General features: G+C 56.0%; 20 protein-coding genes, 1 pseudogene and 1 other annotated feature. Of the genes and pseudogenes, 13 read left to right on the forward strand and 8 right to left on the reverse strand.

All coding sequences use genetic code 11. The annotated features are described in order from the left end of the window. Positions 1–23 precede the first annotated feature (23 nt). The 3 genes and pseudogenes from trpCF to OJ965_RS11060 all read right to left on the reverse strand — a co-directional run bounded on the left by trpCF (position 24) and on the right by OJ965_RS11060 (position 4,547). Positions 24–1,385, reverse strand: a complete 1,362-nt coding sequence (trpCF, locus tag OJ965_RS11050) for a bifunctional indole-3-glycerol-phosphate synthase TrpC/phosphoribosylanthranilate isomerase TrpF (RefSeq protein ID WP_265139212.1) — start codon at positions 1,383–1,385, stop codon at positions 24–26. Positions 1,386–1,387: 2 nt separating this feature from the next. After that, a pseudogene (trpD, locus tag OJ965_RS11055) lies at positions 1,388–2,982 on the reverse strand (bifunctional anthranilate synthase glutamate amidotransferase component TrpG/anthranilate phosphoribosyltransferase TrpD). Beyond that, complete coding sequence (locus OJ965_RS11060; RefSeq protein WP_154928221.1) at positions 2,982–4,547, reverse strand: anthranilate synthase component 1; 1,566 nt, start codon at positions 4,545–4,547, stop codon at positions 2,982–2,984. Before OJ965_RS11060 ends, trpD begins: the two are co-directional and overlap by 1 nt. A 23-nt stretch (positions 4,548–4,570) precedes the next feature. Then, positions 4,571–4,672, reverse strand: a sequence feature (Trp leader region). A 153-nt stretch (positions 4,673–4,825) separates the two neighbouring features. Between OJ965_RS11060 and rnm the strand changes: the two genes are divergently transcribed. Both rnm and OJ965_RS11070 read left to right on the forward strand, forming a co-directional pair. Beyond that, positions 4,826–5,710 carry an RNase RNM gene (gene rnm, locus OJ965_RS11065; RefSeq protein WP_420874793.1) on the forward strand — a complete coding sequence of 295 codons (885 nt, stop codon included), beginning with the start codon at positions 4,826–4,828 and terminating at the stop codon, positions 5,708–5,710. Positions 5,711–5,722: 12 nt separating this feature from the next. After that, on the forward strand, positions 5,723–6,343 hold the full coding sequence (locus OJ965_RS11070) for an L-threonylcarbamoyladenylate synthase (RefSeq protein ID WP_009089952.1): 621 nt from the start codon (positions 5,723–5,725) through the stop codon (positions 6,341–6,343). A gap of 10 nt (positions 6,344–6,353) precedes the next feature. Here OJ965_RS11070 and OJ965_RS11075 read toward each other — a convergent pair whose 3' ends face one another. Continuing rightward, entirely contained in the window at positions 6,354–7,001 is a 648-nt protein-coding gene (locus tag OJ965_RS11075; protein WP_009089953.1) for a hypothetical protein, read from the reverse strand. 780 nt (positions 7,002–7,781) lie between these two features. On the opposite strand from OJ965_RS11075, the gene rluB reads away from it, so the two are divergent. Next, entirely contained in the window at positions 7,782–8,672 is an 891-nt protein-coding gene (rluB, locus tag OJ965_RS11080; RefSeq protein WP_058958472.1) for a 23S rRNA pseudouridine(2605) synthase RluB, read from the forward strand. A gap of 53 nt (positions 8,673–8,725) precedes the next feature. Here rluB and cobO read toward each other — a convergent pair whose 3' ends face one another. Both cobO and OJ965_RS11090 read right to left on the reverse strand, forming a co-directional pair. Beyond that, entirely contained in the window at positions 8,726–9,316 is a 591-nt protein-coding gene (cobO, locus tag OJ965_RS11085) for a cob(I)yrinic acid a,c-diamide adenosyltransferase (RefSeq protein WP_265139214.1), read from the reverse strand. Further along, entirely contained in the window at positions 9,316–10,077 is a 762-nt protein-coding gene (locus OJ965_RS11090; protein WP_265139215.1) for a YciK family oxidoreductase, read from the reverse strand. The genes cobO and OJ965_RS11090 overlap by 1 nt, the downstream gene beginning before the upstream one ends. Positions 10,078–10,250: 173 nt before the next feature. On the opposite strand from OJ965_RS11090, the gene sohB reads away from it, so the two are divergent. Then, positions 10,251–11,297 carry a protease SohB gene (gene sohB / locus OJ965_RS11095; RefSeq protein ID WP_009089960.1) on the forward strand — a complete coding sequence of 349 codons (1,047 nt, stop codon included), beginning with the start codon at positions 10,251–10,253 and terminating at the stop codon, positions 11,295–11,297. Between the two features lie 28 nt (positions 11,298–11,325). Here sohB and OJ965_RS11100 read toward each other — a convergent pair whose 3' ends face one another. Beyond that, positions 11,326–11,574 (reverse strand): YciN family protein, encoded by a 249-nt coding sequence (locus OJ965_RS11100; RefSeq protein ID WP_009089962.1) that lies wholly within the window; start codon positions 11,572–11,574, stop codon positions 11,326–11,328. A 372-nt stretch (positions 11,575–11,946) separates the two neighbouring features. Between OJ965_RS11100 and topA the strand changes: the two genes are divergently transcribed. The 4 genes from topA to acnA all read left to right on the forward strand — a co-directional run bounded on the left by topA (position 11,947) and on the right by acnA (position 19,638). Next, positions 11,947–14,544 carry a type I DNA topoisomerase gene (gene topA, locus OJ965_RS11105; protein WP_154928219.1) on the forward strand — a complete coding sequence of 866 codons (2,598 nt, stop codon included), beginning with the start codon at positions 11,947–11,949 and terminating at the stop codon, positions 14,542–14,544. A gap of 184 nt (positions 14,545–14,728) precedes the next feature. Next, positions 14,729–15,703 carry an HTH-type transcriptional regulator CysB gene (gene cysB, locus OJ965_RS11110; protein WP_009089966.1) on the forward strand — a complete coding sequence of 325 codons (975 nt, stop codon included), beginning with the start codon at positions 14,729–14,731 and terminating at the stop codon, positions 15,701–15,703. Positions 15,704–16,198: 495 nt separating this feature from the next. After that, positions 16,199–16,357, forward strand: a complete 159-nt coding sequence (locus tag OJ965_RS11115; RefSeq protein ID WP_265139216.1) for a YmiA family putative membrane protein — start codon at positions 16,199–16,201, stop codon at positions 16,355–16,357. A gap of 599 nt (positions 16,358–16,956) precedes the next feature. Then, positions 16,957–19,638 carry an aconitate hydratase AcnA gene (gene acnA, locus OJ965_RS11120; RefSeq protein ID WP_265139217.1) on the forward strand — a complete coding sequence of 894 codons (2,682 nt, stop codon included), beginning with the start codon at positions 16,957–16,959 and terminating at the stop codon, positions 19,636–19,638. A 243-nt stretch (positions 19,639–19,881) separates the two neighbouring features. Here acnA and ribA read toward each other — a convergent pair whose 3' ends face one another. Beyond that, positions 19,882–20,475 carry a GTP cyclohydrolase II gene (gene ribA, locus OJ965_RS11125; protein WP_033783243.1) on the reverse strand — a complete coding sequence of 198 codons (594 nt, stop codon included), beginning with the start codon at positions 20,473–20,475 and terminating at the stop codon, positions 19,882–19,884. A 226-nt stretch (positions 20,476–20,701) separates the two neighbouring features. On the opposite strand from ribA, the gene pgpB reads away from it, so the two are divergent. From pgpB to yciH, 5 genes are all read left to right on the forward strand, one after another. Then, positions 20,702–21,460, forward strand: a complete 759-nt coding sequence (pgpB, locus tag OJ965_RS11130) for a phosphatidylglycerophosphatase B (protein ID WP_154928217.1) — start codon at positions 20,702–20,704, stop codon at positions 21,458–21,460. A 134-nt stretch (positions 21,461–21,594) separates the two neighbouring features. After that, complete coding sequence (locus OJ965_RS11135) at positions 21,595–21,903, forward strand: LapA family protein (RefSeq protein WP_046101909.1); 309 nt, start codon at positions 21,595–21,597, stop codon at positions 21,901–21,903. A 6-nt stretch (positions 21,904–21,909) separates the two neighbouring features. Continuing rightward, the gene (gene lapB, locus OJ965_RS11140; RefSeq protein ID WP_154928216.1) at positions 21,910–23,079 is read left to right on the forward strand and encodes a lipopolysaccharide assembly protein LapB; all 1,170 of its coding nucleotides are present in this window, start codon (positions 21,910–21,912) and stop codon (positions 23,077–23,079) included. Between the two features lie 197 nt (positions 23,080–23,276). After that, positions 23,277–23,996, forward strand: a complete 720-nt coding sequence (pyrF, locus tag OJ965_RS11145; RefSeq protein WP_186806379.1) for an orotidine-5'-phosphate decarboxylase — start codon at positions 23,277–23,279, stop codon at positions 23,994–23,996. Then, on the forward strand, positions 23,996–24,319 hold the full coding sequence (gene yciH / locus OJ965_RS11150) for a stress response translation initiation inhibitor YciH (protein WP_154928215.1): 324 nt from the start codon (positions 23,996–23,998) through the stop codon (positions 24,317–24,319). Before pyrF ends, yciH begins: the two co-directional genes overlap by 1 nt. The last annotated feature ends 51 nt before the right edge of the window (positions 24,320–24,370 follow it).

Here is a 24,370-nt window from a genome sequence, read left to right on the forward strand (position 1 = left end):
CGCCGTCGGGCAGGCCAGGCAAATCAGTACGCGCGCAGTGTCTGGAACACGGCGGCAATTTTACGGGCATCTTTGATGCCGGGCGCGCTTTCCACGCCAGAGTTGAAGTCAAGTCCGGCACAGCCCAGCTGCGCGGCTTCAACACAGTTGTCCGCACCGAGGCCACCGGCCAGCAGCACATTATTCAGCGTCTGACCCTGCAACAGGGACCAGTCGAAACGCTGACCGGTACCACCGTTACCATTGTCAAACACATAACGGTCAACGTGTGGCCAGTCGCGCGCCGGGAGATGGCCTTCGATGCGCAGTGCCTTCCAGATCTGCACGGTGGCAGGCAGGGCGGCGCGCAGTTCAGCGACAAACGCCGGCGTTTCATCGCCATGCAGCTGAACCGCAGAGAGAGAAAGGGCGCTGACCCGCGTGACAATGTCACTCACGCTGGCGTTGCGGAACACGCCAACGTAACGCAGCGGGGCCGCGGCCATCACGCTCTGCGCCGTGGCGGTATCAATCTGACGCGGCGATCCTTCTGCAAAGATCAGACCACCAAAGAGTGCACCCGCTTCATAGGCGGCACGCGCATCTTCGGCACGGGTCAGGCCGCACACTTTGTTGCTGCCCAGGGTAACCCGACGCACCGCGGCTGTCAGATCGGTCTCTTCCATCAGGGAGGAGCCGATCAGGAAACCATTGGCGAAGTGGCTCAGCTCGCGAATGTCCGCATAGCTGTTGATACCCGATTCGCTGATCACCGTCACGCCATGCGACAGGCGAGGCGCCAGCTGGCGGGTGCGGTTAAGGTCGATAGAGAGGTCGCGCAGATCGCGGTTGTTGATGCCCACCACTTTCGCCTGCAGGGCGATAGCACGCTCCAGCTCCTCTTCATTACTGACCTCAGTCAGAATGCCCATCTTCAGGCTGTGTGCTACCGCGGCCAGTTGACGATACTGCTCATCATCCAGAACCGACAGCATCAGCAGAATCGCATCCGCCTGATAGTAACGCGCCAGATAGATCTGGTAAGGATCGATAATAAAATCTTTGCACAGCACCGGCTGCGTGATGGCTGCGCTGACAATCGGCAGGAAAGCGAAGTCACCCTGAAAATATTTTTCATCGGTCAGCACAGAGACAGCTGACGCATAGTGGCGGTAGACCCCGGCAATTGCGGCCGGATCGAAGTCCTCGCGAATCACGCCTTTCGACGGAGAGGCCTTTTTACACTCCAGGATAAACGCGGTTCTGGCCCCCTGCAGCGCGTCGTAAAAATGACGGCTGGAAGGCTCAATGCTGTTCTGAAAGGTGGAGAGAGGCTGCTGCTGCTGACGGGCTTCAACCCAGATCGCTTTGTCCTGAACAATTTTTTCTAACACGGTGCCTTTCATGATTACCCTCTTGCTGCCAGTGCGACAACGCGCTCATAAGCCTGTCCGCTGCGGATGGCGTTAAGCGCCTGCTGTGCGTTTTCACGCAGGTCTTCCTGACCAAATACTTTAAGCAACATCGCCACGTTAACGGCGACGGCTTCCTCATGAGCCTGCTGGCCATTACCCTGGAGTAAAGCTGTCAGAATGTCACGGTTTTCTTCCGGGGTGCCGCCCGCCAGCGCCTCTTTCGGGTGGAAGCCAAAGCCAAAGTCTTCAGGAGAGAGCTGATAACGGGTGATTTCCCCCTCGCGCAGCTCGGCGACGTGCGTCACATCGTGCAGAGCCACCTCATCCATGCCGCCGCCATGGACCACAGCTGCACGTTGGTAGCCCAGCACTTTCAGGGTCTGAGCAATCGGCATCACCAGTTCCGGGCTGTAAACACCAATCACCGCCAGCGGAGGACGCGCTGGGTTGATCAGCGGACCCAGCACATTGAACAGCGTGCGGGTCTTCAGCTGCTGGCGCACCGGCATCGCGTGGCGGAATCCGGTGTGATACTGCGGCGCAAACAGAAAGCAGACGTTAAGATCGTCCAGCGCCTTGCGCGCCCGGTCAGCAGGCATATCCAGATTGATGCCAAATGCCGCCAGCAGGTCGGAGGAGCCCGATTTGCTGGAGACGCTGCGGTTGCCGTGCTTCGCTACTTTCAGACCGCAGGTCGCCGCGACCAGGGCGCTGGCAGTGGAGATATTGATGCTGTTGCTGCCGTCGCCGCCGGTGCCCACGATGTCGGCAAAGGTATAATCCGGGCGCGGGAAGGGGCGGGCATCTTCCAGCAGCGCGGTCGCGGCCCCGGCAATCTCTTCCGGCGTTTCGCCCCGCACCTTCATGGCGATTAAGGCGGCGGCGAGCTGCGTCGGTTCCAGCTGGCCGGTGATAATGGCGCTGAAAAGCTGATGACTCTCAGCCTGATTCAGCGTCTGCGCCTGGTAAAGTTTTTCCAGTGTCTGTTGCATAGTCATTCTCCCTGTTACTTCGCCAGCGCCCAGGCCAGCGTCTGCTCAAGCAGACGCGCACCCTGAGAAGTCAGAATGGATTCAGGATGGAACTGGAACCCGCACACCCGGTCGGTCTCATGACGCACCGCCATCACCATCCCGTTGAAACTGGCGTTGACCGTCAGCTCATCCGGCGTGTTGCTGCCCACCAGTGAGTGATAGCGCGCCACCGGCAGCGGATTGCTCAGGCCGGCAAACATCGCCTCGCCGTCGTGGTCAATAGAGGAGGCCTTGCCGTGCAGGATCTCACCGGCCTGACCCACGTGGCCGCCGTAGGCTTCAACGATCGCCTGATGCCCCAGGCAGATGCCGATAATCGGCAACCGTCCCCGCAACACCCGCAGTAACTCCGGCATACAACCGGCATCTTTTGGCGCGCCGGGGCCGGGCGAGAGCATCAGCACCGGGTCTTCCATCCGCTGCAGCTGCTCAATTAAGAGCTCCGCAGGCAGGTTGTTCCGGTAGATCACCACGTTGTGACCAAACGTCCGCAGCTGATCAACCAGGTTATAGGTAAATGAATCGATGTTATCGAGCAGCAGAATATCGGCCATCAGAAGATCTCCTTGCAGTGATGGGCAGTCGCGATAGCGCGCAGAACGGCGCGGGCTTTGTTACGGCTCTCATCCGCTTCAGCCTGCGGATTGGAGTCCAGCACCACACCGGCGCCCGCCTGGACGGTGGCCACGCCTTCTTCAACGTAGGCCGAACGGATCACGATGCAGGTATCGAGATCGCCGTGAGCCGTGAAGTAGCCCACCGCACCGCCGTAGCTGCCGCGGCGGGTGCGTTCCGCCCCGGCTATCAACTGCATGGCGCGCACCTTAGGCGCCCCGCTCAGGGTGCCCATATTCATACAGGCGCGATAGGCATGCAGCACGTCAAGGTCGTCACGCAGCGTGCCCACAACGCGGGAGACCAGATGCATGACGAAGGAGTAACGGTCTACTTTGGTCAGGTCTGCCACGTAACGGCTGCCCGGCACGCAGATACGCGCCAGATCGTTGCGCGCCAGATCCACCAGCATCAGGTGTTCCGCCAGCTCTTTATGGTCGGTTCGCATCTCCAGCTCAATACGGCTGTCAAGATCGCGATCCAGCGAGCCATCCGCATGGCGGCCACGCGGGCGGGTACCGGCAATCGGGTAGATCTCAATCTGACGCGAGATGGCGTCATACTTCAGTGAACTCTCCGGCGAGGCACCAAACAGCGAGAAATCCTGATCCTGCATAAAGAACATGTAGGGGCTGGGATTGCTGTTCTTCAGCGTGTCATATGCCGCCAGCGGTGAAGGGCATGGCAGCGAGAAACGGCGTGAAGGGACGACCTGGAAAATTTCGCCGATGCGAATCGCCTGCTGCATGCTGCGCACCACGTCGCAATACTCTTCATCACTCTGGCTGGTGGTCAGCGTCATCTGCTCCACCTTTTGTACCGGCAGGGCTGGCGCGGGCTGAAGCATCTGGCCATGCAGCTGCTCAATGCGGCGCTGCAGGCGCTGGAATTCGCTGGTGGACGGACAGAACAGGCTGGCCTGCAGACGTGCGCTGCGGCTCTGGTGATCGATCACCAGTAAGGTCTCGGCCAGGTAGAAGCAGTAGTCGGGGCAGCGCTGCTGATTATCCAGCGCTGGCAGGGTTTCAAAACCGGCAACCAGATCATAAGCAAATAGACCGCCCAGCAGCACCGCTTCCCGTTCGTCGGCAGGGGCGTTAACCAGTTGCGGAATCAGACGCAGCGCGTCAAACACCGACAGGGCCTTGAGGCGGGAATCTTCATCCTGCTGCTGATCGCTGCTCTGCGGGAAGGTCAGGACACGGCCATCGGGACGCACCTGATTCATCACTGACGCGGGCAGGGCTTCATCCAGCAGCGGCAGCAGGGCGCGGCCATTTTCTGACAACGCCTGCACGGTGACTTCGCTGCCCAGTGCGCTGACGCGCAGCGCACTGTCGACGATCAGCAGGCTTTTCAGATTGCGCTTGCTGTCGATATCAGCGGATTCGAGCAGCAGGGTTGCCGGACGTGCGCCGCACAGCTGGTGAAACACTGCGGCCGGATCTTCGCGGTAGGGCGCGGTGCCGGTAATCAACTTCACTGTAGGTTTCGCATTTGGCATGATGATTTCTCTGAATTTCGCTCAAAAAAAAGCCCGCTCGGTGGCGGGCTCAGGTATCTGCACAGCGTTTACGCAAAATGTGCACGACCGTGTCGCCCGGTTTCGGGAACATCGCGCCAGCCATGTAAATGCGTAATTGTAATCGCCATGATGAAACACCCGTTACGTGTGAACTTGTGTACTAGTTAACGGGTTCGGGGCGGAAATGTCAATACACTTTTTCACTGAGCGTTAAAATCGTTATCATGCTGGCCGGTTTAGTTTCAGCAGGAGTTCTCTTGAGCGATATCGCCCGTTTCCCGGTTTATGATCTACACAGCCACACGCGCGCCTCCGATGGTTTACTGACGCCCGCCGTGCTGGTGCAGCGCGCGGTAGAGATGCGGGTTGGCGTTCTGGCGATCACCGATCACGACAGCGTGGACGGGGTGGACGAGGCGCAACAGACCGCCCGTGACCACGATCTGCCGATAAAAGTGCTGGCCGGTGCTGAGATTTCTACCCTGTGGGAGAATCATGAGATCCATATCGTGGGGCTGAACATCGATATCCATCATCCGGCGATGGTGACCTTTCTGGCGGGGCAACTGGCCTGCCGGCAGCGGCGCGCGGAAGAGATTGGTGAGCGGCTGGCGAAGGCACATATTCCCGACGCGCTGGCGGGGGCGACCCGACTGGCCGGGGGCGGCATCATTACCCGCGGACACTTTGCCCGCTTCCTGATAGAGCAGGGCAAAGCCGGTGACATGGCCCAGGTTTTCAAAAATTACCTGGCGCGAGGCAAAACCGGCTACGTGCCGCCACAATGGTGTACAATTAAACAAGCCATTGATGCGATTCATCATTCTGGTGGTTGCGCCGTGCTGGCTCATCCGGGCCGGTATGGTTTATCGGCGAAGTGGCTGAAACGGCTGATCGCCCACTTCCGCGAAGCGGGGGGCGATGCTATGGAAGTGGCACAGTGCCAGCAGCCACCCAATGAGCGCACGCAACTGGCGCAGTACGCCAGAGAGAATGAGCTGGCCGCATCGCAAGGTTCAGATTTTCATCAACCCTGCCCGTGGATTGAGCTGGGCCGCAAACTCTGGCTGCCCGGCGACGTTGAGCCGGTCTGGGAACGCTTTCCGGACCTCGCTCCCGCAGTGGCAATCACGGAAAGGTGACACGAGGTTTCTATGAGTCAACTGTTTCATATTCATCCGGACAATCCGCAGCCGCGCCTGATCAACCAGGCGGTCGACTACCTGAACAAAGGCAGCGTCATCGTCTATCCCACCGATTCCGGCTATGCGCTGGGATGCCGGCTGGAAGAGAAGGGCGCGATGGAGCGTATCTGCCGTATCCGTCAGCTCGATGGACACCACAATTTCACCCTGATGTGCCGTGACCTCTCTGAGCTGTCGGTCTATTCTCAGGTGGGAAACTCGGCCTTTCGCCTGCTGAAAAACAACACGCCAGGTAACTACACCTTTATTCTCAAGGCGACCAAAGAGGTACCGCGCCGTCTGATGAACGAAAAGCGTAAGACCATTGGTCTGCGTGTGCCATCCAATCCGGTGGCGCTGGCGCTGCTGGAAGCCCTGAATCAGCCGATGATGTCGACCTCGTTAATCCTGCCGGGCAACGATTTTACGGAATCCGATCCGGAAGAGATTCAGCATACCATTGGCAAGCTGGTCGATCTGATCATCGACGGCGGGACGCTGGGGCAGCAGCCGACCACGGTGGTCGATCTGACCACCGATACGCCGGAAATTGTGCGTGAAGGTGTGGGCGATACCCGCCCGTTCCTGTAATCAATCCGGCTCAGACACCGCGCGTCGGTGTCGGGGCCAGATTTGACTGCAACCAGCTTTTAAACTGGCCGTAGGGAATATAAAGTGAAACGTCTTTCAGGATCACTTTCCCGTTACGGCCATTTTTAATGGCATCGGAATAACCGACAATCACGCCGCTCAGCGTTTCATCGCGGTTATAAACACCGCCGCCCGACATTCCCTGAACCACGCCTGCATTAGAGGCCATCGCAATGCAGGGACTTTTATTCCATTTATTCCGAATAGCCGTGCGGGCTAAATTCACCCCCGTCGACTCTACCGGCATCGCGGAAATAAAGCTGTATCCGTACATTTTAACGGGATCGCCAATATCACCACTGCGGAATTTTGCCAGGGTGGTGGCATCATTCTTGTGATAAATAATCGCAAGGTCGCAATAGGGATGATAAGACTTCACGCGCTGCACGGCGGTTTTGGCAACGTGCGCTGCGGTAAGGCTATATTCAGGCGTCAGTGGGATGCTGGTGCCCAGTGTGCCGAAACCGAGGATCGTCGGGATGCCGGTCACGCTCATATCTACGTGCTGCATCGCCGTACGACTGTACTCAGTGTGGCCCACGGAACACCCGCTCAGCACCAGTGCAGCCAGCACCGGGCACAGAAACAGGTTTCTCATGATGGCATTCTTTATTTCGGCATGTCGGAAAATCCCTGGTGAAGACTTATGACATGCAAGCAAGGTTCATCAGTGAACCGTATTAACGCAACAATTCCGGATGCGCCGGTTTATTGGATTATCTGAAAACACGATTTTTATTAACGAATAACAAAGGGCCGTACTGTTATGATGCAGGACCATGAAATTTCAGGTGCTGCTTTTTTATTGTGCTGCTGAGAGAAAGTGTATCAGCTTAATAGTGTCAGACAATTTATTAAAGCTAATAAGAATTAAATACCCCTGAAAATAGGGTTTTAACAGAATCTGCATTAGGAATAATCTTACCCGGGCCGTTTATTTGGCTTATCGAGCTGACTAAAGATAATTTTACGGTTGTTTATTCTGCCTTTGAGAGAGAAGCCAGAGGATTAGATTCGCTGATAAATCTCTGGAAGTTTAAGATAGTGTTAAGTTTTTGATCGCTGCGGCCTCTTTTTACAGCCCCGCCAGTGTTTAAAAAATTTAATTTTCTTCAGCTATAAAGTTTTCGCCCACGCCGTTTTATTCAGTATATTTCCTTAACTGAGTCTGCTGTTATTTTAATCAGGCATGTAAATGATGAGGAATATTATTATCCGGTCTCTATGTTTTTTCAGCGGCTATTTGCAGAAGCACAAAGGGCGTTACATCGGGGTTAAATGCCTGTATAATGGGCCGAAGTTGATAGGTTAACCTGTTGATAAAGAAAGAATTATCACCCTGCCATGACGCCTGGGAAGGCGACAAAGAGGAAGCTCAATGAGCGAAAAGTTACAGAAAGTCTTAGCGCGTGCCGGTCATGGCTCGCGTCGTGAAATCGAATCAATGATTGCCGCTGGCCGTGTCAGCGTCGACGGAAAGATCGCCACCCTGGGCGACCGTGTCGAAAGCAGCAAATCCCTGAAAATCCGTATTGATGGCCATCTGGTTTCGATTGCTGAATCAGCAACCGAAGTCTGCCGCGTGCTGGCCTATTACAAACCAGAAGGTGAACTCTGTACCCGCAGCGATCCTGAAGGGCGCCCGACGGTCTTCGATCGCCTGCCGCGTCTGCGCGGGTCACGCTGGATTGCCGTCGGCCGTCTGGATGTGAACACCTGTGGTCTGATGCTGTTCACCACGGACGGTGAGCTGGCGAACCGTCTGATGCATCCCAGCCGTGAAGTGGAACGTGAATATGCGGTGCGCGTCTTTGGCCAGGTGGATGATGATAAAATTCGTCAGCTGAGCAAGGGCGTTCAGCTGGAGGATGGCCCGGCTGCGTTCAAAACCCTGCGTTTTGGCGGCGGAGAAGGGATCAACCAGTGGTATAACGTGACCCTGACCGAAGGACGTAACCGCGAAGTGCGTCGGTTATGGGAAGCGGTCGGTGTACAGGTCAGCCGTCTGATGCGCGTTCGCTATGGCGATATTACCTTACCGAAAGGCTTGCCGCGCGGCGGCTGGACGGAGCTGGATCTGCCGGCGGTAAACTATCTGCGTAACCTGGTGGAGATGGATGATGAGACGGTGACCAAACTGGTCGTTGAGAAAGATCGTCGTCGCACTAAAGCAAACCAGATCCGTCGTGCGGTGAAACGCCACAGCAAAGTCAGCTCGACCCCTCGTACGCCGCGCCGCAATCCGGGCAGCAAACGCAATTCCGGTTAATTATGCCGGCAGGATAAAAAAACGCAGCCTCCGGGCTGCGTTTTCTTTTTCTGTCACCAGTCAATACCCTGCTGGGCCTGTATACCGGCATCAAAGGCGTGCTTGACCGGGCGCATCTCCGTCACGGTATCGGCCATCTCAGTCAGGGTGCGGTGACAGCCGCGTCCGGTAATAATGACGCTCTGCTTCGCCGGGCGCTGCTGCAGCGCGGCGATCAGCGCCTCCAGCGGCAGATAACCCATGCTCACCATATAGGTAATTTCGTCCAGTACCACCAGATCGATCTGCGCATCGGCCATCATCCGCCGGGCATGCTGCCAGACTGCCAGACAGGCGGTGGTGTCCGTCTCACGGTTTTGCGTCTCCCAGGTAAAGCCGGTGGCCATAACCTGAAATTCCACCCCGTGCTGCTCCAGCAGGTTTCGCTCGCCGTTCGGCCAGTCACCCTTGATGAACTGGACCACCGCCACGCGCTTGCCATGTCCGGTGGTGCGCAGTGCCGTGCCGAAGGCCGCAGTTGTTTTGCCTTTGCCGTTGCCGGTAAACACCATCAGAATGCCGCGAACCGCTGTCGCGGCGGCGATACGCGCATCCACCTGCTCTTTCAGGCGCTGCTGACGCTGCTGATGACGATCGTCAGCCATTATTCCGCGGCTCCGGGTTTCCTGCCCGGCTGCGCATCGAAGCTCATCCCGGTCTTGCGGCGGCTGTCATCGCCCATCAGATAGAGGTAGAGCGGCATCAGATCGGCAGGCGTTTTCAGTTTATTTGCATCTTCCTGCGGGAAGGCGCTGGCGCGCATTTTGGTTCGCGTGCCGCCCGGATTGATACAGTTCACCCGCAGCGACTGGCTCTTATACTCATCCGCCAGCACCTGCATCATTCCTTCCGTTGCAAATTTAGAGACCGCATAAGCGCCCCAGCCTGCACGACCGGTGCGACCCACGCTGGAGGTGGTAAATACCAGCGAACCCGCCTCTGACTTCAGCAGCAGCGGCAACAGGGCCTGAGTCAGGAAGAAAGTCGCATCCAGATTGACATCCATCACCTGACGCCAGATCTGCGGATCGAGTTCAGCCAGCGGCACGATTTCACCGAGCAGACCGGCATTATGCAGCACGCCGTCGAGACGCGGAAACTGTTGCGCCAGCTGGTCGGCAACCCGCTGGCAGCGTTCTGGTGTGGCCTCGGCCAGGTCCAGCACCACCTGGTGAGCAGGGCGTTTATTGAGTTGATTGATTGACGTTCTGACCTGTTCGAGTTTTTCCGGGTTGCGGCCCATCAGGATCACTTCTGCGCCATAGCGGGCATAGGTCAGCGCCGCTTCCTGGCCGATGCCATCTGACGCGCCCGTGACCAGAATAATACGATGATTGAGCAGGTCACTTTTCGGTTGATAATGCACAGCGGGGTCCTCCGGCGAAAACAGCATGATTCCGCTTTATGCCTGAATTTACGAATGGGTGCAATCGCCAGCCCGCGCATTCTGTGCCAGCTGCTGGCATTTCAGGCGACGAGGCAGGGTAAAACGGCTAAACTGGCGAACTGTTTTTGATTCTTTTTTACTAAGGCGACCTGATGGATTTTATTTCAACGTATGGACTCTTTTTAGCGAAAGCGGTGACGCTGGTGGTTGCGGTCGCGGCGATTGTCATGATTGTGATGAATGCGGCACTGCGTAAACGCTCGCAAAGTGGTCAGCTGCGCCTGACCCATCTGGGTGATGACTATCAACAGATGAAAGAAGATCTGCAGCTGGCAAAAATGAAACCGCAGGCGCAGAAGGTCTGGCTGAAAAACCATAAAAAGAGCGAAAAGCTGAAAGCCAAAGCGGAAAAGCAGGCGGCGAAGCAGGGCGCGCGTGGGGGCGAGAAGCCGACGCTTTATGTGCTTGATTTTAAAGGTAGCATGGATGCCAGTGAGGTCACGTCGCTGCGTGAAGAGATTTCAGCCGTGCTGGCGGTGCAGCAACCGGGCGATGAAGTGCTGCTGCGTCTGGAAAGCCCTGGCGGTGTGGTGCATGGCTATGGTCTGGCCGCGTCACAGCTGCAGCGTCTGCGCGACCACGGGCTGCGCATCACCGCGGCCGTGGACAAAGTGGCAGCCAGCGGCGGATATATGATGGCCTGTGTGGCCGATCGCATTGTGGCGGCCCCGTTCTCCATTATTGGTTCAATCGGTGTGGTGGCCCAGATCCCTAACTTCAACCGTCTGCTGAAGCGCAATGACATCGATATCGAGCTGCACACGGCCGGTCAGTACAAGCGAACGCTGACGCTGTTTGGCGAGAACAGCGAAGAAGGGCGGGAGAAATTCCAGCAGGATCTCGACGAAACGCACCTGCTGTTCAAGCAGTTTGTGCATCAGATGCGCCCGTCGCTGGATATTGATAAGGTCGCGACCGGTGAACACTGGTATGGCCGCCAGGCGCTGGATCTGGGGCTGATTGATGAGATCGGCACCAGCGATGATTTAATCATCCGCCAGATGGATCAGTTCAACGTGCTGGGGGTGCACTTCGCCCGCCGTCGTAAAATGATGGATCGCTTTACTCAAAGCGCGGGCTCGGTGGCAGAGCGTCTGCTGCTGAAACTCTGGCAGCGCGGCGAAAAGCCGCTGCTGTGATGCGAAACCCGGCCTGTGCCGGGTTTTTTTATTCCAGGTGATAGTGCGGCGACAGGACCACCGCGAGATGTTTGAAGACGTTAAACACCGCTGTGGTTTTAGCCGTCGGCAATCCCTGATCGTCGAGAAAAAACGGGCCGCGAAAAACCAGCACATCACCCTGCTGACTGACGTCATCCGCCTGCATGCCCGCTAAATAATCATCATGTTCTTTAATCAGGGCGTTGGCCTTTTCCAGCAACGCCTGGCGGGAAATAGCCTGGGTCGGTGTCTGCATTTATTTGCTCCTTTTTTGACAGCACTCGAATCCTTTCTATATTACTGACGAGTCTGCTGGCATGACAACCCGCCCTGACCGATGAAAACCTGGCGTAACGACGGGCTGAATGCTAATTAAGTTGCGTAACAGATTTTATCAGGTAGAGTGTGGGCGATTCCGATTTCAGGGATTTTGCACCAGGATGTGCGAAGAGTTCAGATGGAAAAATCATGCTTTATCATGCAGTTGCATTTAGCCGGATCATCTGTTCTGAGATTGACCCCTCCGCCTTGAAATGTTAGACAGGCGCAGCAATATTGAACCCGATGGGTTTTTGGGCATCCAATCCTCTCCCGTTAAGCAGGATGTTTTCATTAGGTAAAGGTAAATATGGGTAAAGCACTCGTTATTGTTGAGTCCCCGGCAAAGGCCAAAACAATCAATAAATATCTGGGCAATGACTACGTGGTGAAATCCAGCGTGGGTCATATCCGGGATCTGCCGACCAGTGGTTCAACCGCAAAGAAAAGTGCTGACGCCTCGACAGATAAGAAAGTCAAAAAAGTTAAAAAAGATGAGAAAGCCGCCCTCGTCAGCCGCATGGGTGTTGACCCCTATCATGGCTGGGAAGCGGATTATCAGATCCTGCCCGGCAAAGAGAAGGTGGTGGCAGAACTGAAGGCGCTGGCCGCCAATGCTGACCACATCTATCTCGCAACCGACCTTGACCGCGAAGGGGAAGCCATTGCCTGGCACCTGCGGGAAGTGATCGGAGGCGATGACTCACGCTTCAGCCGCGTGGTGTTCAACGAAATTACCAAAAATGCGATTCGTCAGGCGTTTGAAAAGCCGGGCGAACTCAATATCGACCGGGTCAATGCTCAGCAGGCGCGCCGCTTTATGGACCGCGTGGTGGGCTACATGGTGTCACCGCTGCTGTGGAAAAAGATCGCCCGTGGCCTCTCAGCCGGTCGTGTGCAGTCAGTGGCCGTTCGCCTGGTAGTGGAACGTGAACGTGAAATTAAAGCCTTTGTTCCCGAAGAGTACTGGGAAGTTAATGCCGCGCTGACCACGCCAAACGGCGATGAGCTGTCGATGGATGTGACACACCGAGGCGACAAGGTGTTCCGCCCGGTCAACCGTGACGAAACTTACGCCGCAGTGGCGCTGCTGGAAAAAGCGCGCTTTGAAATTGTGGATCGTGAAGATAAGCCGACCAGCAGTAAGCCGGGTGCGCCCTATATCACCTCGACGCTACAGCAGGCGGCCAGCACCCGTCTGGGCTTTGGCGTTAAAAAGACCATGATGATGGCGCAGCGCCTCTATGAAGCGGGTCACATCACTTACATGCGTACCGATTCGACCAACCTGAGTCAGGATGCGGTGGCCATGGCGCGGGGCTACATCGAAAACAACTTCGGTAAAAAATATCTGCCAGACAGCCCCGTCACTTACGCCAGCAAAGAGAACTCTCAGGAAGCGCACGAAGCGATTCGTCCTTCCGATGTGGAAGTCGTGGCGGAAAAACTGAAGGATATGGAAGCGGATGCGCAGAAGCTCTATCAGCTGATCTGGCGTCAGTTTGTCGCCTGCCAGATGACCCCGGCCAAATATGATTCCAGCACCATCACGGCCGCCGCCGGTGAGTTTAAACTCAAAGCGAAAGGCCGTATTCTGCGCTTCGACGGCTGGACTAAAGTGATGCCTGCGCTGCGTAAGAACGATGAAGATCGCACGCTGCCTGCGGTCAGTGTGGGGGATAGCCTCGACCTGCAACAGCTGCTGCCGGGTCAGCACTTCACCAAGCCACCGGCACGCTTCAGCGAAGCCTCGCTGGTGCGTGAGCTGGAGAAGCGCGGTATCGGCCGTCCGTCGACCTACGCCGCCATTACCTCGACCATTCAGGACCGTGGCTATGTCCGGGTAGAAAACCGCCGTTTCTATGCGGAAAAAATGGGTGAAATCGTCACCGATCGTCTGGAAGAGAACTTCCGCGAGCTGATGAACTACGATTTCACCGCGCGCATGGAGGACAGCCTGGACCAGGTCGCCAATAACCAGGCGAAATGGAAAGCGGTGCTGGACCACTTCTTCAGCGACTTTACCGAGCAGCTTGAAAAAGCTGAAAAAGATCCTGAAGAGGGCGGCATGCAGCCCAATCAGATGGTGCTGACCTCGATTGACTGTCCGACCTGTAGTCGTCCGATGGGGATCCGCACCGCCAGTACCGGTGTCTTCCTGGGCTGTTCCGGCTATGCGCTGCCCCCGAAAGAGCGCTGCAAGCAGACCATCAACCTGATTCCGGAAAACGAAGTTCTGAACATTCTGGAAGGGGACGATGCCGAAACCAACGCCCTGCGTGCCCGTCGTCGCTGCCAGAAGTGCGGCACAGCGATGGACAGCTACCTGATCGACAATGAACGCAAACTGCACGTCTGTGGTAATAACCCGGAGTGTGATGGTTACGAAATCGAGAAAGGCGAGTTCCGCATCAAGGGTTATGACGGCCCGGTCGTGGAGTGCGAGAAGTGTGGTTCGGAGATGCATCTGAAGATGGGACGCTTTGGCAAGTACATGGCGTGTACCAACGAAGAGTGCAAAAACACCCGCAAAATTCTGCGCAGTGGGGAAGTGGCGCCACCGAAAGAAGATCCGGTGCCGCTGCCTGAGCTGGCGTGTGAGAAGTCAGATGCCTATTTCGTGTTGCGCGACGGGGCGGCGGGCGTCTTCCTGGCAGCCAATACGTTCCCGAAATCGCGCGAAACCCGTGCGCCGCTGGTGGAAGAGCTGCTGCGCTTCAAAGATCGTCTGCCTGAGAAGCTGAAATATCTGGCAGACGCGCCGGTCGCCGATCCGGAAGGGAATAAAACGCTGGTGCGGTTCAGCCGCAAGACTAAACAGCAGTATGTCTCCTCAGAAAAAGAGGGTAAAGCCACCGGCTGGTCAGCCTTCTTTATTGATGGCAAATGGCAGGAAGCGAAAAAGTAATCTTATCAGGCCAGCGTTCGCTGGCCTTTTTCTGAGCCTTATATCAATCCGTTCTATTCTCACACTTAAACTGATATAGTTGTTATAGCATTTCCGACCTTTCCTGATGCATAGCCTTTCTTCACCCTTGCGACTGTCGGTCAAGCGGGGATGCGACTCTGTAACTTACCAGGACAAAACAGATATGAAATTACAGCAGTTGCGCTATATCGTCGAAGTGGTGAACCATAACCTCAACGTCTCTTCGACGGCGGAAGGTCTCTATACCTCGCAGCCCGGCATCAGTAAGCAGGTCCGGATGCTGGAAGATGAACTGGGTGTGCAGATTTTTGCCCGGAGCGGGAAACATCTCACGCAGGTCACGCCAGCCGGGGAAGAGATCATTCGTATTGCGCGTGAAGTGCTCTCCAAAGTGGATGCCATTAAATCGGTTGCCGGTGAGCATACCTGGCCCGATAAAGGCTCGCTCTATGTGGCGACCACCCATACCCAGGCGCGCTACGCGCTGCCCGGCGTGATCAAAGGCTTTATCGAACGCTATCCACGCGTCTCTCTGCATATGCATCAGGGATCGCCGACCCAGATTGCCGAAGCCGTTTCCAAAGGCAATGCCGATTTTGCCATTGCCACCGAAGCGCTGCATCTCTATGACGATCTCATCATGCTGCCGTGCTACCACTGGAATCGGGCGATTGTGGTTACCGCCGATCACCCGCTGGCCGGAAAAGGGCAGGTGACCATTGAAGAGCTGGCGGAGTATCCGCTGGTGACTTACACCTTTGGCTTTACCGGGCGGTCAGAACTGGATACCGCCTTCAACCGCGCCGGGTTAACACCTCGCATCGTCTTCACCGCAACCGACGCAGACGTCATCAAAACCTATGTCCGTCTGGGGCTGGGTGTCGGCGTGATCGCCAGTATGGCGGTTGACCCGGTCTCCGATCCCGATCTGATTCGCATTGAAGCCGCGGATATCTTTACCAACAGCACCACCAAAATAGGCTTCCGTCGCAGCACCTTCCTGCGCAGCTATATGTATGATTTCATCCAGCGTTTTGCCCCGCACCTGACGCGTGACGTGGTGGATACCGCCGTTGCGCTTCGCTCTAATGAAGACATTGAAGCGATGTTTAAAGATATCAAGCTGCCGTTTAAATAGGGTTTACACCCTGCGCGACAACATAAGGCTGCCTGGTGCAGCCTTTTTTGTTGCCAGCCTTTAGCGCCAGATGAGACTGAAAGTTTTTATGATTTTTTTGTAAATGAAACATTGATCACATGTTTTCCGGTTCGGCTTTCTTAAATGCGAATCACAACACATTTTTAACTATGTCACTTTGCGACATGCCAGGATTATTCCCATACTCCAGTTAACAGCCTGTGTTGGAAGCCAGTAAACATCAGGCTCTGGGGTTTGCTCTTTAGTTTTAAATGGATCTGAAATGGAATTAACTCAAATTGATTAGTGCTTCATTTAATTAAAGAGTGGTTCCGCTGTTAATGATTTCTGGCGTTATTTAAGACTATTGATTAATACCGTTAATCGTTTTACTCAATAAAAATAACTGGATTTTTGGCCTTAACGCGTTTAGGATTCCTCCTAAATCTTAATCGTTGTTATCAATCATTTTGTTGAGAGTGATTATCAGAAACTATGAATACACGACTGACTGTAGAACCGGGTTTCCCGGTAAAAAGCACCAAGGTTGAGCGTACTGTTAACACCCGTCGCAAAGCCTGGTTAACCGTATTCGCTGCCTCTGCGCTGTTCTGGGTGGTTGTCGCGTTAATGATTTGGCGTATCTGGGGCTAAAGCCATGTGGGCAAACACACTCAGCCATAAACGTTCTCTGACGGCGCGTCAGACCAAGCCGGTCAGCTGCAAAGCGAAAGAGCCGCTTGCAAAGGACGAGAAAGTGTCTATCCCCGAGTCATGGGATTTGAGTGATAACCAGCGACTTTTTATTGAGTCGTTTCTGCAGCCTGAAACTAAATAATGTTGTCTGACTTTCTTTAGTCACCGCTCTTTTATTACCGGACTTTCCGGCGGGCTTTTTTAAATGCCCCTTTCCACATCCAGCACGACCCAAGGGTGTCGCCAGAGTTAGGTGACCGCAAAAAACTTTTACGCCCGATTCCGGCGAAGGAGTGAACCAAATGAATATGATTAAAATGTCCTGGCTTAGCGCGTATGCGTTCTCCTTTGCGTTCTGGTCTGCGGCGGTGTGGATAACGCTTTAATCTGAATTACCCCCCTTTCTATGATGCCTCGTGATTTTCACGGGGCATTTTCGTTTATGGGCGATTGTAGCAATTTGTGTTGTAATCAAAACGTTAACGAATTTGTGGACTATCTTTAACATAAACCTTTGTCTCTCTAAGGTTTAAAGACCATGAATGAAAGGAGGAGCTATGTCGTCTACCCTACGCGAGCAGAGTCAGGAAATACTGCAGGTCGACAGCAAAAAACATCATATCTTCAGTCTTCCCCGCGCTGCTCAACACCTCGGCAATATCGATAACCTGCCGAAATCGCTCAAAGTTCTGCTGGAAAACCTGCTGCGCTGGCAGGATGGCGACTCCGTCACCGAGGAGGATATCCAGGCGCTGGTTGACTGGCAAAAAGAGGCGCATGCCGATCGCGAAATTGCCTACCGGCCAGCCCGTGTTCTGATGCAGGATTTTACCGGCGTGCCGGCCGTCGTTGACCTGGCCGCCATGCGCGAAGCGGTGAACCGGCTGGGCGGCGACGTCGCGAAGGTGAACCCCTTGTCGCCGGTCGATCTGGTGATTGACCACTCCGTGACCGTTGACCATTTTGGCGATGATGATGCGTTTGAAGAGAACGTCCGGCTGGAGATGGAGCGCAACCATGAACGCTACGTCTTTCTCCGCTGGGGGCAAAAAGCGTTCGATAAATTCCGCGTCGTGCCGCCGGGCACCGGTATCTGTCACCAGGTGAACCTGGAGTATCTCGGCAAGGCAATCTGGCATGAAACCCTGAACGGTGAAGAGTATGCCTGGCCCGATACGCTGGTCGGTACAGACTCCCACACCACCATGATCAACGCGCTGGGCGTGCTGGGATGGGGCGTGGGGGGGATAGAAGCTGAAGCGGCCATGCTCGGTCAGCCGGTTTCTATGCTGATCCCGGATGTGGTTGGCTTTAAGCTGACCGGCAAACTGCGTGCCGGCATCACGGCAACCGACCTGGTTCTGACCGTGACCCAGATGCTACGCAAGCACGGTGTGGTCGGCAAATTTGTTGAGTTCTATGGCGATGGCCTGGCCGATCTGCCCCTGGCTGACCGCGCCACCATTGCCAATATGGCACCCGAATATGGTGCAACCTGCGGATTCTTCCCGGTGGATGATGTCACCCTGAGCTATATGACGCTGACGGGGCGTGATGCTGAGCAGGTCGCGCTGGTGGAGGCCTATGCCAAAGCGCAGGGCCTGTGGCGTCATGCCGGGGATGAGCCGCGCTTTACCAGTTCTCTGGCGCTGGATATGAACGACGTAGAGTCCAGCCTCGCCGGACCCAAACGTCCGCAGGATCGGGTGTCGCTGGGGGATGTGCCTGCCGCGTTTGACGCCAGCAACGAGCTTGAAGTCAACCAGGCGCAGAAACCCCATAAAAATGTCACCTATACCGACAGTGATACCGGGCTGACACATACCCTCTCAGACGGTGCCGTGGTAATCAGTGCAATCACCTCCTGTACCAACACCTCTAACCCCAGCGTGCTGATGGCGGCCGGTTTACTGGCGAAGAAAGCGGTTGAGCGCGGCCTGAAACGTCAGCCGTGGGTCAAAGCTTCCCTGGCTCCCGGTTCTAAAGTGGTGTCAGACTATCTGGCCGTGGCACAGCTGACCCCGTGGCTGGATAAGCTGGGCTTCAACCTGGTCGGCTATGGCTGCACCACCTGTATTGGTAACTCCGGGCCGCTGAAAGATGAAATCGAGTCCGCTATCAAAGCGGGCGATCTTACCGTCGGGGCTGTCCTCTCCGGTAACCGCAACTTTGAAGGCCGCATTCATCCGCTGATCAAAACCAACTGGCTGGCGTCACCGCCGCTGGTGGTGGCGTATGCACTGGCGGGTAATATGAAGATCAACCTGCAGACGGAACCGCTGGGCAAGGATCAGCAGGGCCAGCCGGTCTACCTGAAAGATATCTGGCCGACCCCGGAAGAAATTGCCACGGCGGTGCAGCAGGTCACCAGCGATATGTTCCATAAAGAGTACGCTGAAGTCTTCGACGGTACGCCGGAGTGGCAACAGATCAAAGTCAGCGAGGCGGCGACTTACGACTGGGACGAAGGGTCAACCTATATCCGGCTGTCGCCTTTCTTTGATGATATGGAGAAAGAGCCGAAGCCGGTGCAGGATATCCGCGGCGCGCGGATCCTTGCCGTGCTGGGTGATTCCGTCACTACTGACCATATCTCGCCAGCGGGCAGCATCAAAGCGGAGAGTCCGGCCGGACGCTATCTGCTCTCTCACGGCGTGGAGCGCACCGACTTTAACTCCTATGGTTCGCGGCGCGGTAATCATGAGGTAATGATGCGCGGTACCTTTGCCAATATCCGTATCCGCAACGAGATGGTGCCGGGTGTGGAGGGCGGTTATACCCGACACTATCCGAGTGGCGAACAGCTGGCCATCTATGATGCGGCGATGAAGTATCAGGCGGACGGTGTCCCGCTGGCCGTGATCGCCGGTAAAGAGTATGGCTCGGGCTCAAGCCGCGACTGGGCGGCAAAAGGGCCGCGTCTGCAGGGGGTAAGGGTCGTCATTGCTGAATCGTTTGAACGTATTCACCGTTCAAACCTGATTGGTATGGGAATCCTGCCACTGGAATTCCCGCAGGGCGTGACCCGCAAAAGCCTGGGACTGACGGGCGAAGAGCGCATCGACGTGGAAAATCTGCAGGCCCTGACGCCAGGCTGCAGCGTTAAAGTGACACTGACCCGCGCCGATGGCAGCAAGGAAGAGCTGGATACCCGCTGTCGCATCGACACCGGTAATGAGCTGACCTATTACCGCAACGACGGTATCCTGCACTATGTGATCCGCAACATGCTGAACTGAGTGACAAAAAAGCCGGGGAAACCCGGCTTTTATTTGCTAAAGAGCAATTTCCAGTCTGCTGTAAGACCGGAGCTGCACAGGGAAGACGGTCAGATCGGAAAGTCGCTTAAGCCATCCATGGCCGCTCGGCCCGCGCCGTCCCTGGCGCGGGACGCTTTCCTCTTCTGACCGTCTTCCCTGCGCTTTACGTTAGCCATGGCGGTCAGGCTCGCCCGGATGTGGCTTCGTCAGCGCACTCAGTCCTTACGACTTCGGCAGCAGATGTCCCATCTTCTCGGCTTTAGTGTCGAGATAGTGCGCATTCTTCGGGTTACGGCCGACAACCAGCGGCACACGCTCTACGATATTGATCCCGGCTTCACTGAGGATCTCCACTTTGCGTGGGTTGTTGGTCAGCAGGCGCACTTCATTCACGCCCAGCAGTTTGAACATGTCGGCACACAGGGTAAAGTCGCGCTCATCAGCGGCAAAGCCAAGCTGATGGTTCGCCTCGACAGTATCGTAACCTTTATCCTGCAGCGCATAGGCGCGAATCTTATTAAGCAGACCGATATTACGGCCTTCCTGACGATGATAGAGCAGGACGCCGCGACCCTCTTCTGCGATGGCGTTAAGGGCGGCTTCCAGCTGAAAACCACAGTCGCAACGCAGGCTGAAGAGTGCGTCGCCGGTCAGGCATTCGGAGTGAACGCGCGCCAGTACCGGCTCATTATCGTTAATATCGCCAAAGACCAGGGCAACATGGTCATGTCCGGTTGCCAGTTCTTCAAAACCAACCATCAGGAAATCTCCCCATGGCGTGGGCAGTTTGGCTTCTGCCACCCGTTTAAGCTGCATGTGACTCTCCAGAACCTTCAGAGGATGCACTATCATCATGATAGTGCACAGGCCAGTGTGGCCTGACAAACGTGCAATATTGTGCCACAACCCTGAGTCGGGCTGGTAATCTCTCATACCAATTGCATTGATAAAGCACAATTATCCAATCTGCAACAGGTATGTTATTCTTTTTTAAGCTAAAGTTATGCATGCTTTGTGACCTGACACCGGGATAAGGGAAGAGATGTTTAAGATTTCGCGCCGTACCACCCTGGGAATGCTGCTGCTGCTGATCATGCCCGTTACCGTCTGGCTTAGCGGCTGGCGCTGGCAACCCGGCGAAAGCAACGCCCTGCTGAAAACGCTGTTCTGGATGACCGAAACGGTCACCAGCCCGTGGGGCGTTGTCACCAGCGTGCTGCTGAGCGCCTGGATGCTCTGGTGCCTGCGCTTTCGCCTGAAGCCGGCGATCCTGCTGCTGCTGATCATGAATGCCACTATTCTGGCGGGGCAGTACACCAAATCTTTCATCAAAGAGCAGATCCAGGAGCCGCGTCCCTATGTCATCTGGCTGGAACAGCATCACGGACTGGATGAAAAAACCTTTTATGAACTGAAGCGCAAACAGCGTAGTGAGATGGTAACGTCGCTGATCGCCGATGAGACGCAGATACCCGGCTGGCTGAAACGGCACTGGGCTTTTGAAACCGGTTTTGCCTTTCCGTCAGGCCATACGATGTTTGCGGCCAGCTGGGCGCTGCTGGCTCTCGGCCTGCTCTGGCCGCGCCGTCACTATAAAACCGTGGTGGTGATCTTTCTCTGGGCCACGGGCGTCATGGCGAGCCGGATGCTACTCGGCATGCACTGGCCTCGCGATCTGGCGATGGCCACCGTGATCTCCTGGATACTGGTGACCCTGGCGACCTGGCTGGCCCAGCGCGTCTGCGGCCCGCTCACGCTGCCACCTGAAGAGCAAAAAGAGGTGGCACAGCGGGAGCCCTGATTGTAATTCCCCGCGAAGACCCCATATTATTGATCGGTCTTGCGCAAAAGCGACTCGGCCAATGCTGCTGGGAGCAGCATTTTTGCTGTAGTTTTGGCATAATTCTACCTGACAACCTCACAACAGGACGCACTGTGAAATATTTGCTGATTTTTTTAGTGGTACTGGTCATTTTCATTGTTTCCGTCACCTTAGGCGCGCATAACGACCAGGTCATTACTTTTAACTATCTGCTGGCGCAGGGTGAGTTCAGCATCTCGACCTTACTGGCATCACTGTTTGGCGCAGGGTTTGTCCTCGGCTGGGTCATCTGCGGCCTGTTCTGGTTACGCACCCGCGTCGCACTGGCGAATGCCAACCGTAAAATCAGGCGTATGCAGACGCAGATTGAACAGAGCACCGCGCTGGCGACCACGCCATCCTCTCCGGCCGGCCGGGAATAATCCCCGATGCATGAATTGCTGTTTCTGTTACTGCCGGTTGCGGCTGCGTATGGCTGGTATATGGGCCGCCGCAGCGCGCATCAGGATAAGCAACAGGAAGCCAACAGACTCTCGCGTGAATATGTTGCTGGCGTAAACTTCCTGCTTTCTAACCAGCAGGACAAAGCGGTCGACCTCTTTCTGGATATGCTGAAAGAGGACAGCGGCACCGTAGAAGCACACCTCACACTGGGCAATCTGTTCCGGTCGCGTGGCGAAGTAGACCGCGCCATCCGAATCCATCAGGCTTTAATGGAAAGTGCCTCTCTGAGCTACGAGCAGCGCCTGCTTGCCGTGCAGCAACTGGGCCGGGACTACATGGCGGCGGGCCTGTATGACCGCGCCGAAGATATGTTTAAACAGCTCACCGATGAAACCGACTTTCGGGTGGGGGCGTTGCAGCAGCTGCTGTTAATCCATCAGGCCACCAGCGACTGGCAGCAGGCGATTGAAGTGGCAGAGCGGCTGGTTAAGCTCGGCAAAGAGAAACAGAAAGGCGAAATCGCTCACTTCTACTGTGAACTGGCGTTGCAGGCGATGAGCAGCGACGACCTGGATCGTGCCATAAGCCTGCTGAAGAAAGGGGAGGCGGCCGATCGCAACAGCGCCCGCATCTCCATCATGATGGGCCGTATCCTGATGGAAAAAGAGGATTTCGCCCGTGCGGTGGGGCATCTGCAGCGGGTGCTGGATCAGGATAAAGAGCTGGTCAGTGAAACACTGGCGATGCTGGAAACCTGCTACCAGCGACTCAACCAGCCTGAGGCCTGGGCGGCGTTTCTGCAGCGCTGCGTCGATGAGAACACCGGTGCGGCAGCGGAACTCTATCTCTCTGATATTGTTGAGCAGCAGCAGGGTTTAGAGGCGGCCCAGAACTACATCAGTCGTCAGTTGCAGCGTCATCCCACCATGCGGGTGTTCCATCGTCTGATGGATCTCAACCTGCTTGAAGCCGAAGATGGCCGGGCCAAAGAGAGCCTTATGGTGTTGCGTGACATGGTGGGTGAACAGATTCGCACCAAGCCGCGCTATCGCTGCCAGAAGTGTGGTTTTACCGCTCATGCGCTTTACTGGCACTGCCCATCCTGCCGCACCTGGTCTTCCGTTAAGCCTATCCGGGGACTCGACGGCCAGTAATCCGGCCGACGCTGTCCGGTGTTTATCAGTGCGTTGTAGTTACAACATACTATAGGGGTGAACTGACGCCGGGGACAGGCAGCCGTGCATTTATTGCCGAGCAGAGGGGCACGGCGATTGTGATGCTCCGGAGCCGCAGGTAGAATGCTTGCCGTTTGTCTATTGCGCCTGCGGGTGCCTACTGCAGAGGAAATGCCATGCCTTCACCCCACCACGTGACCGCCTCGCCGATTCTGGTAGCGCTGGATTATCATGATCTCGACAGCGCATTGCGTTTTGTCGACCAGATCGACCCCCGCAGTTGCCGCCTGAAGGTGGGCAAAGAGATGTTTACGCTGTTTGGCCCGTCGCTGGTCAGAACCCTGCAGCAGCGCGGCTTTGAGATCTTCCTCGACCTGAAATTTCACGATATTCCTAACACTACCGCGCATGCTGTGGCGGCTGCGGCCGATCTCGGTGTCTGGATGGTCAACGTCCACGCCAGCGGTGGGGCGCGGATGATGAATGCGGCGCGTGAAGCGCTGGTTCCTTATGGCAACGATGCCCCCTTGCTGATTGCGGTCACCGTACTGACCAGCATGGATGCCGATGATCTGAACGGGCTGGGCATCACGCTCTCGCCGGCTGAGCAGGCGGAGCGACTGGCGAAACTGACTCACGCCTGCGGGCTGGATGGCGTCGTCTGCTCCGCGCAGGAAGCCGTTCGCTTTAAAGAAGTGATGGGCAACGACTTCGCGCTGGTCACGCCGGGGATTCGTCCGGCAGGCAGTGAGGCAGGCGATCAGCGTCGCATCATGACGCCTCAGCAGGCGAAGCAGGCAGGCGTGGACTATATGGTTATTGGTCGTCCGATTACCCAGGCGACCGATCCGGCTGCCGCACTGCAGGCAATTCTGCACTCTCTGGAGATACGCTAATGGCCAATGATAATCCACTGGTTTACTCAACCGACAGCGGCCGAATTGCTCAGCCGCAGCCGAAAGCGGAACGCCCCAAAGGGGATGGCATTGTGCGCATCCAGCGTCAGACCAGCGGCCGTAAAGGCAAAGGGGTCTGCCTGATTAGCGGGATTGACCTGGATGATGCGGCACTGACACTGCTGGCGGCGGAGCTGAAAAAGAAGTGCGGCTGTGGCGGATCCGTTAAAGAGGGCGTGATCGAGATTCAGGGCGATAAACGCGATCTGCTGAAAAGTCTGCTGGAAGCCAAAGGCATGAAGGTGAAACTGGCGGGCGGCTGATAAAAAAATCGGGCTACAGACGTAGCCCGATTGTAACGCAGATGCTTAGCG

It is taken from the genome of Pantoea anthophila (assembly GCF_026104315.1).
GTDB lineage: Bacteria > Pseudomonadota > Gammaproteobacteria > Enterobacterales > Enterobacteriaceae > Pantoea > Pantoea anthophila.

Coding starts and splice junctions, on each gene's coding strand:
- trpCF (WP_265139212.1), bottom strand. CDS start 1,385: ATGAAAGGCACCGTGTTAGAAAAAATTGTTCAGGACAAAGCGATCTGG.
- OJ965_RS11060 (WP_154928221.1), bottom strand. CDS start 4,547: ATGCCAAATGCGAAACCTACAGTGAAGTTGATTACCGGCACCGCGCCC.
- OJ965_RS11070 (WP_009089952.1), top strand. CDS start 5,723: ATGAGTCAACTGTTTCATATTCATCCGGACAATCCGCAGCCGCGCCTG.
- OJ965_RS11075 (WP_009089953.1), bottom strand. CDS start 7,001: ATGAGAAACCTGTTTCTGTGCCCGGTGCTGGCTGCACTGGTGCTGAGC.
- rluB (WP_058958472.1), top strand. CDS start 7,782: ATGAGCGAAAAGTTACAGAAAGTCTTAGCGCGTGCCGGTCATGGCTCG.
- cobO (WP_265139214.1), bottom strand. CDS start 9,316: ATGGCTGACGATCGTCATCAGCAGCGTCAGCAGCGCCTGAAAGAGCAG.
- sohB (WP_009089960.1), top strand. CDS start 10,251: ATGGATTTTATTTCAACGTATGGACTCTTTTTAGCGAAAGCGGTGACG.
- OJ965_RS11100 (WP_009089962.1), bottom strand. CDS start 11,574: ATGCAGACACCGACCCAGGCTATTTCCCGCCAGGCGTTGCTGGAAAAG.
- topA (WP_154928219.1), top strand. CDS start 11,947: ATGGGTAAAGCACTCGTTATTGTTGAGTCCCCGGCAAAGGCCAAAACA.
- cysB (WP_009089966.1), top strand. CDS start 14,729: ATGAAATTACAGCAGTTGCGCTATATCGTCGAAGTGGTGAACCATAAC.
- OJ965_RS11115 (WP_265139216.1), top strand. CDS start 16,199: ATGAATACACGACTGACTGTAGAACCGGGTTTCCCGGTAAAAAGCACC.
- acnA (WP_265139217.1), top strand. CDS start 16,957: ATGTCGTCTACCCTACGCGAGCAGAGTCAGGAAATACTGCAGGTCGAC.
- ribA (WP_033783243.1), bottom strand. CDS start 20,475: ATGCAGCTTAAACGGGTGGCAGAAGCCAAACTGCCCACGCCATGGGGA.
- pgpB (WP_154928217.1), top strand. CDS start 20,702: ATGTTTAAGATTTCGCGCCGTACCACCCTGGGAATGCTGCTGCTGCTG.
- lapB (WP_154928216.1), top strand. CDS start 21,910: ATGCATGAATTGCTGTTTCTGTTACTGCCGGTTGCGGCTGCGTATGGC.
- pyrF (WP_186806379.1), top strand. CDS start 23,277: ATGCCTTCACCCCACCACGTGACCGCCTCGCCGATTCTGGTAGCGCTG.
- yciH (WP_154928215.1), top strand. CDS start 23,996: ATGGCCAATGATAATCCACTGGTTTACTCAACCGACAGCGGCCGAATT.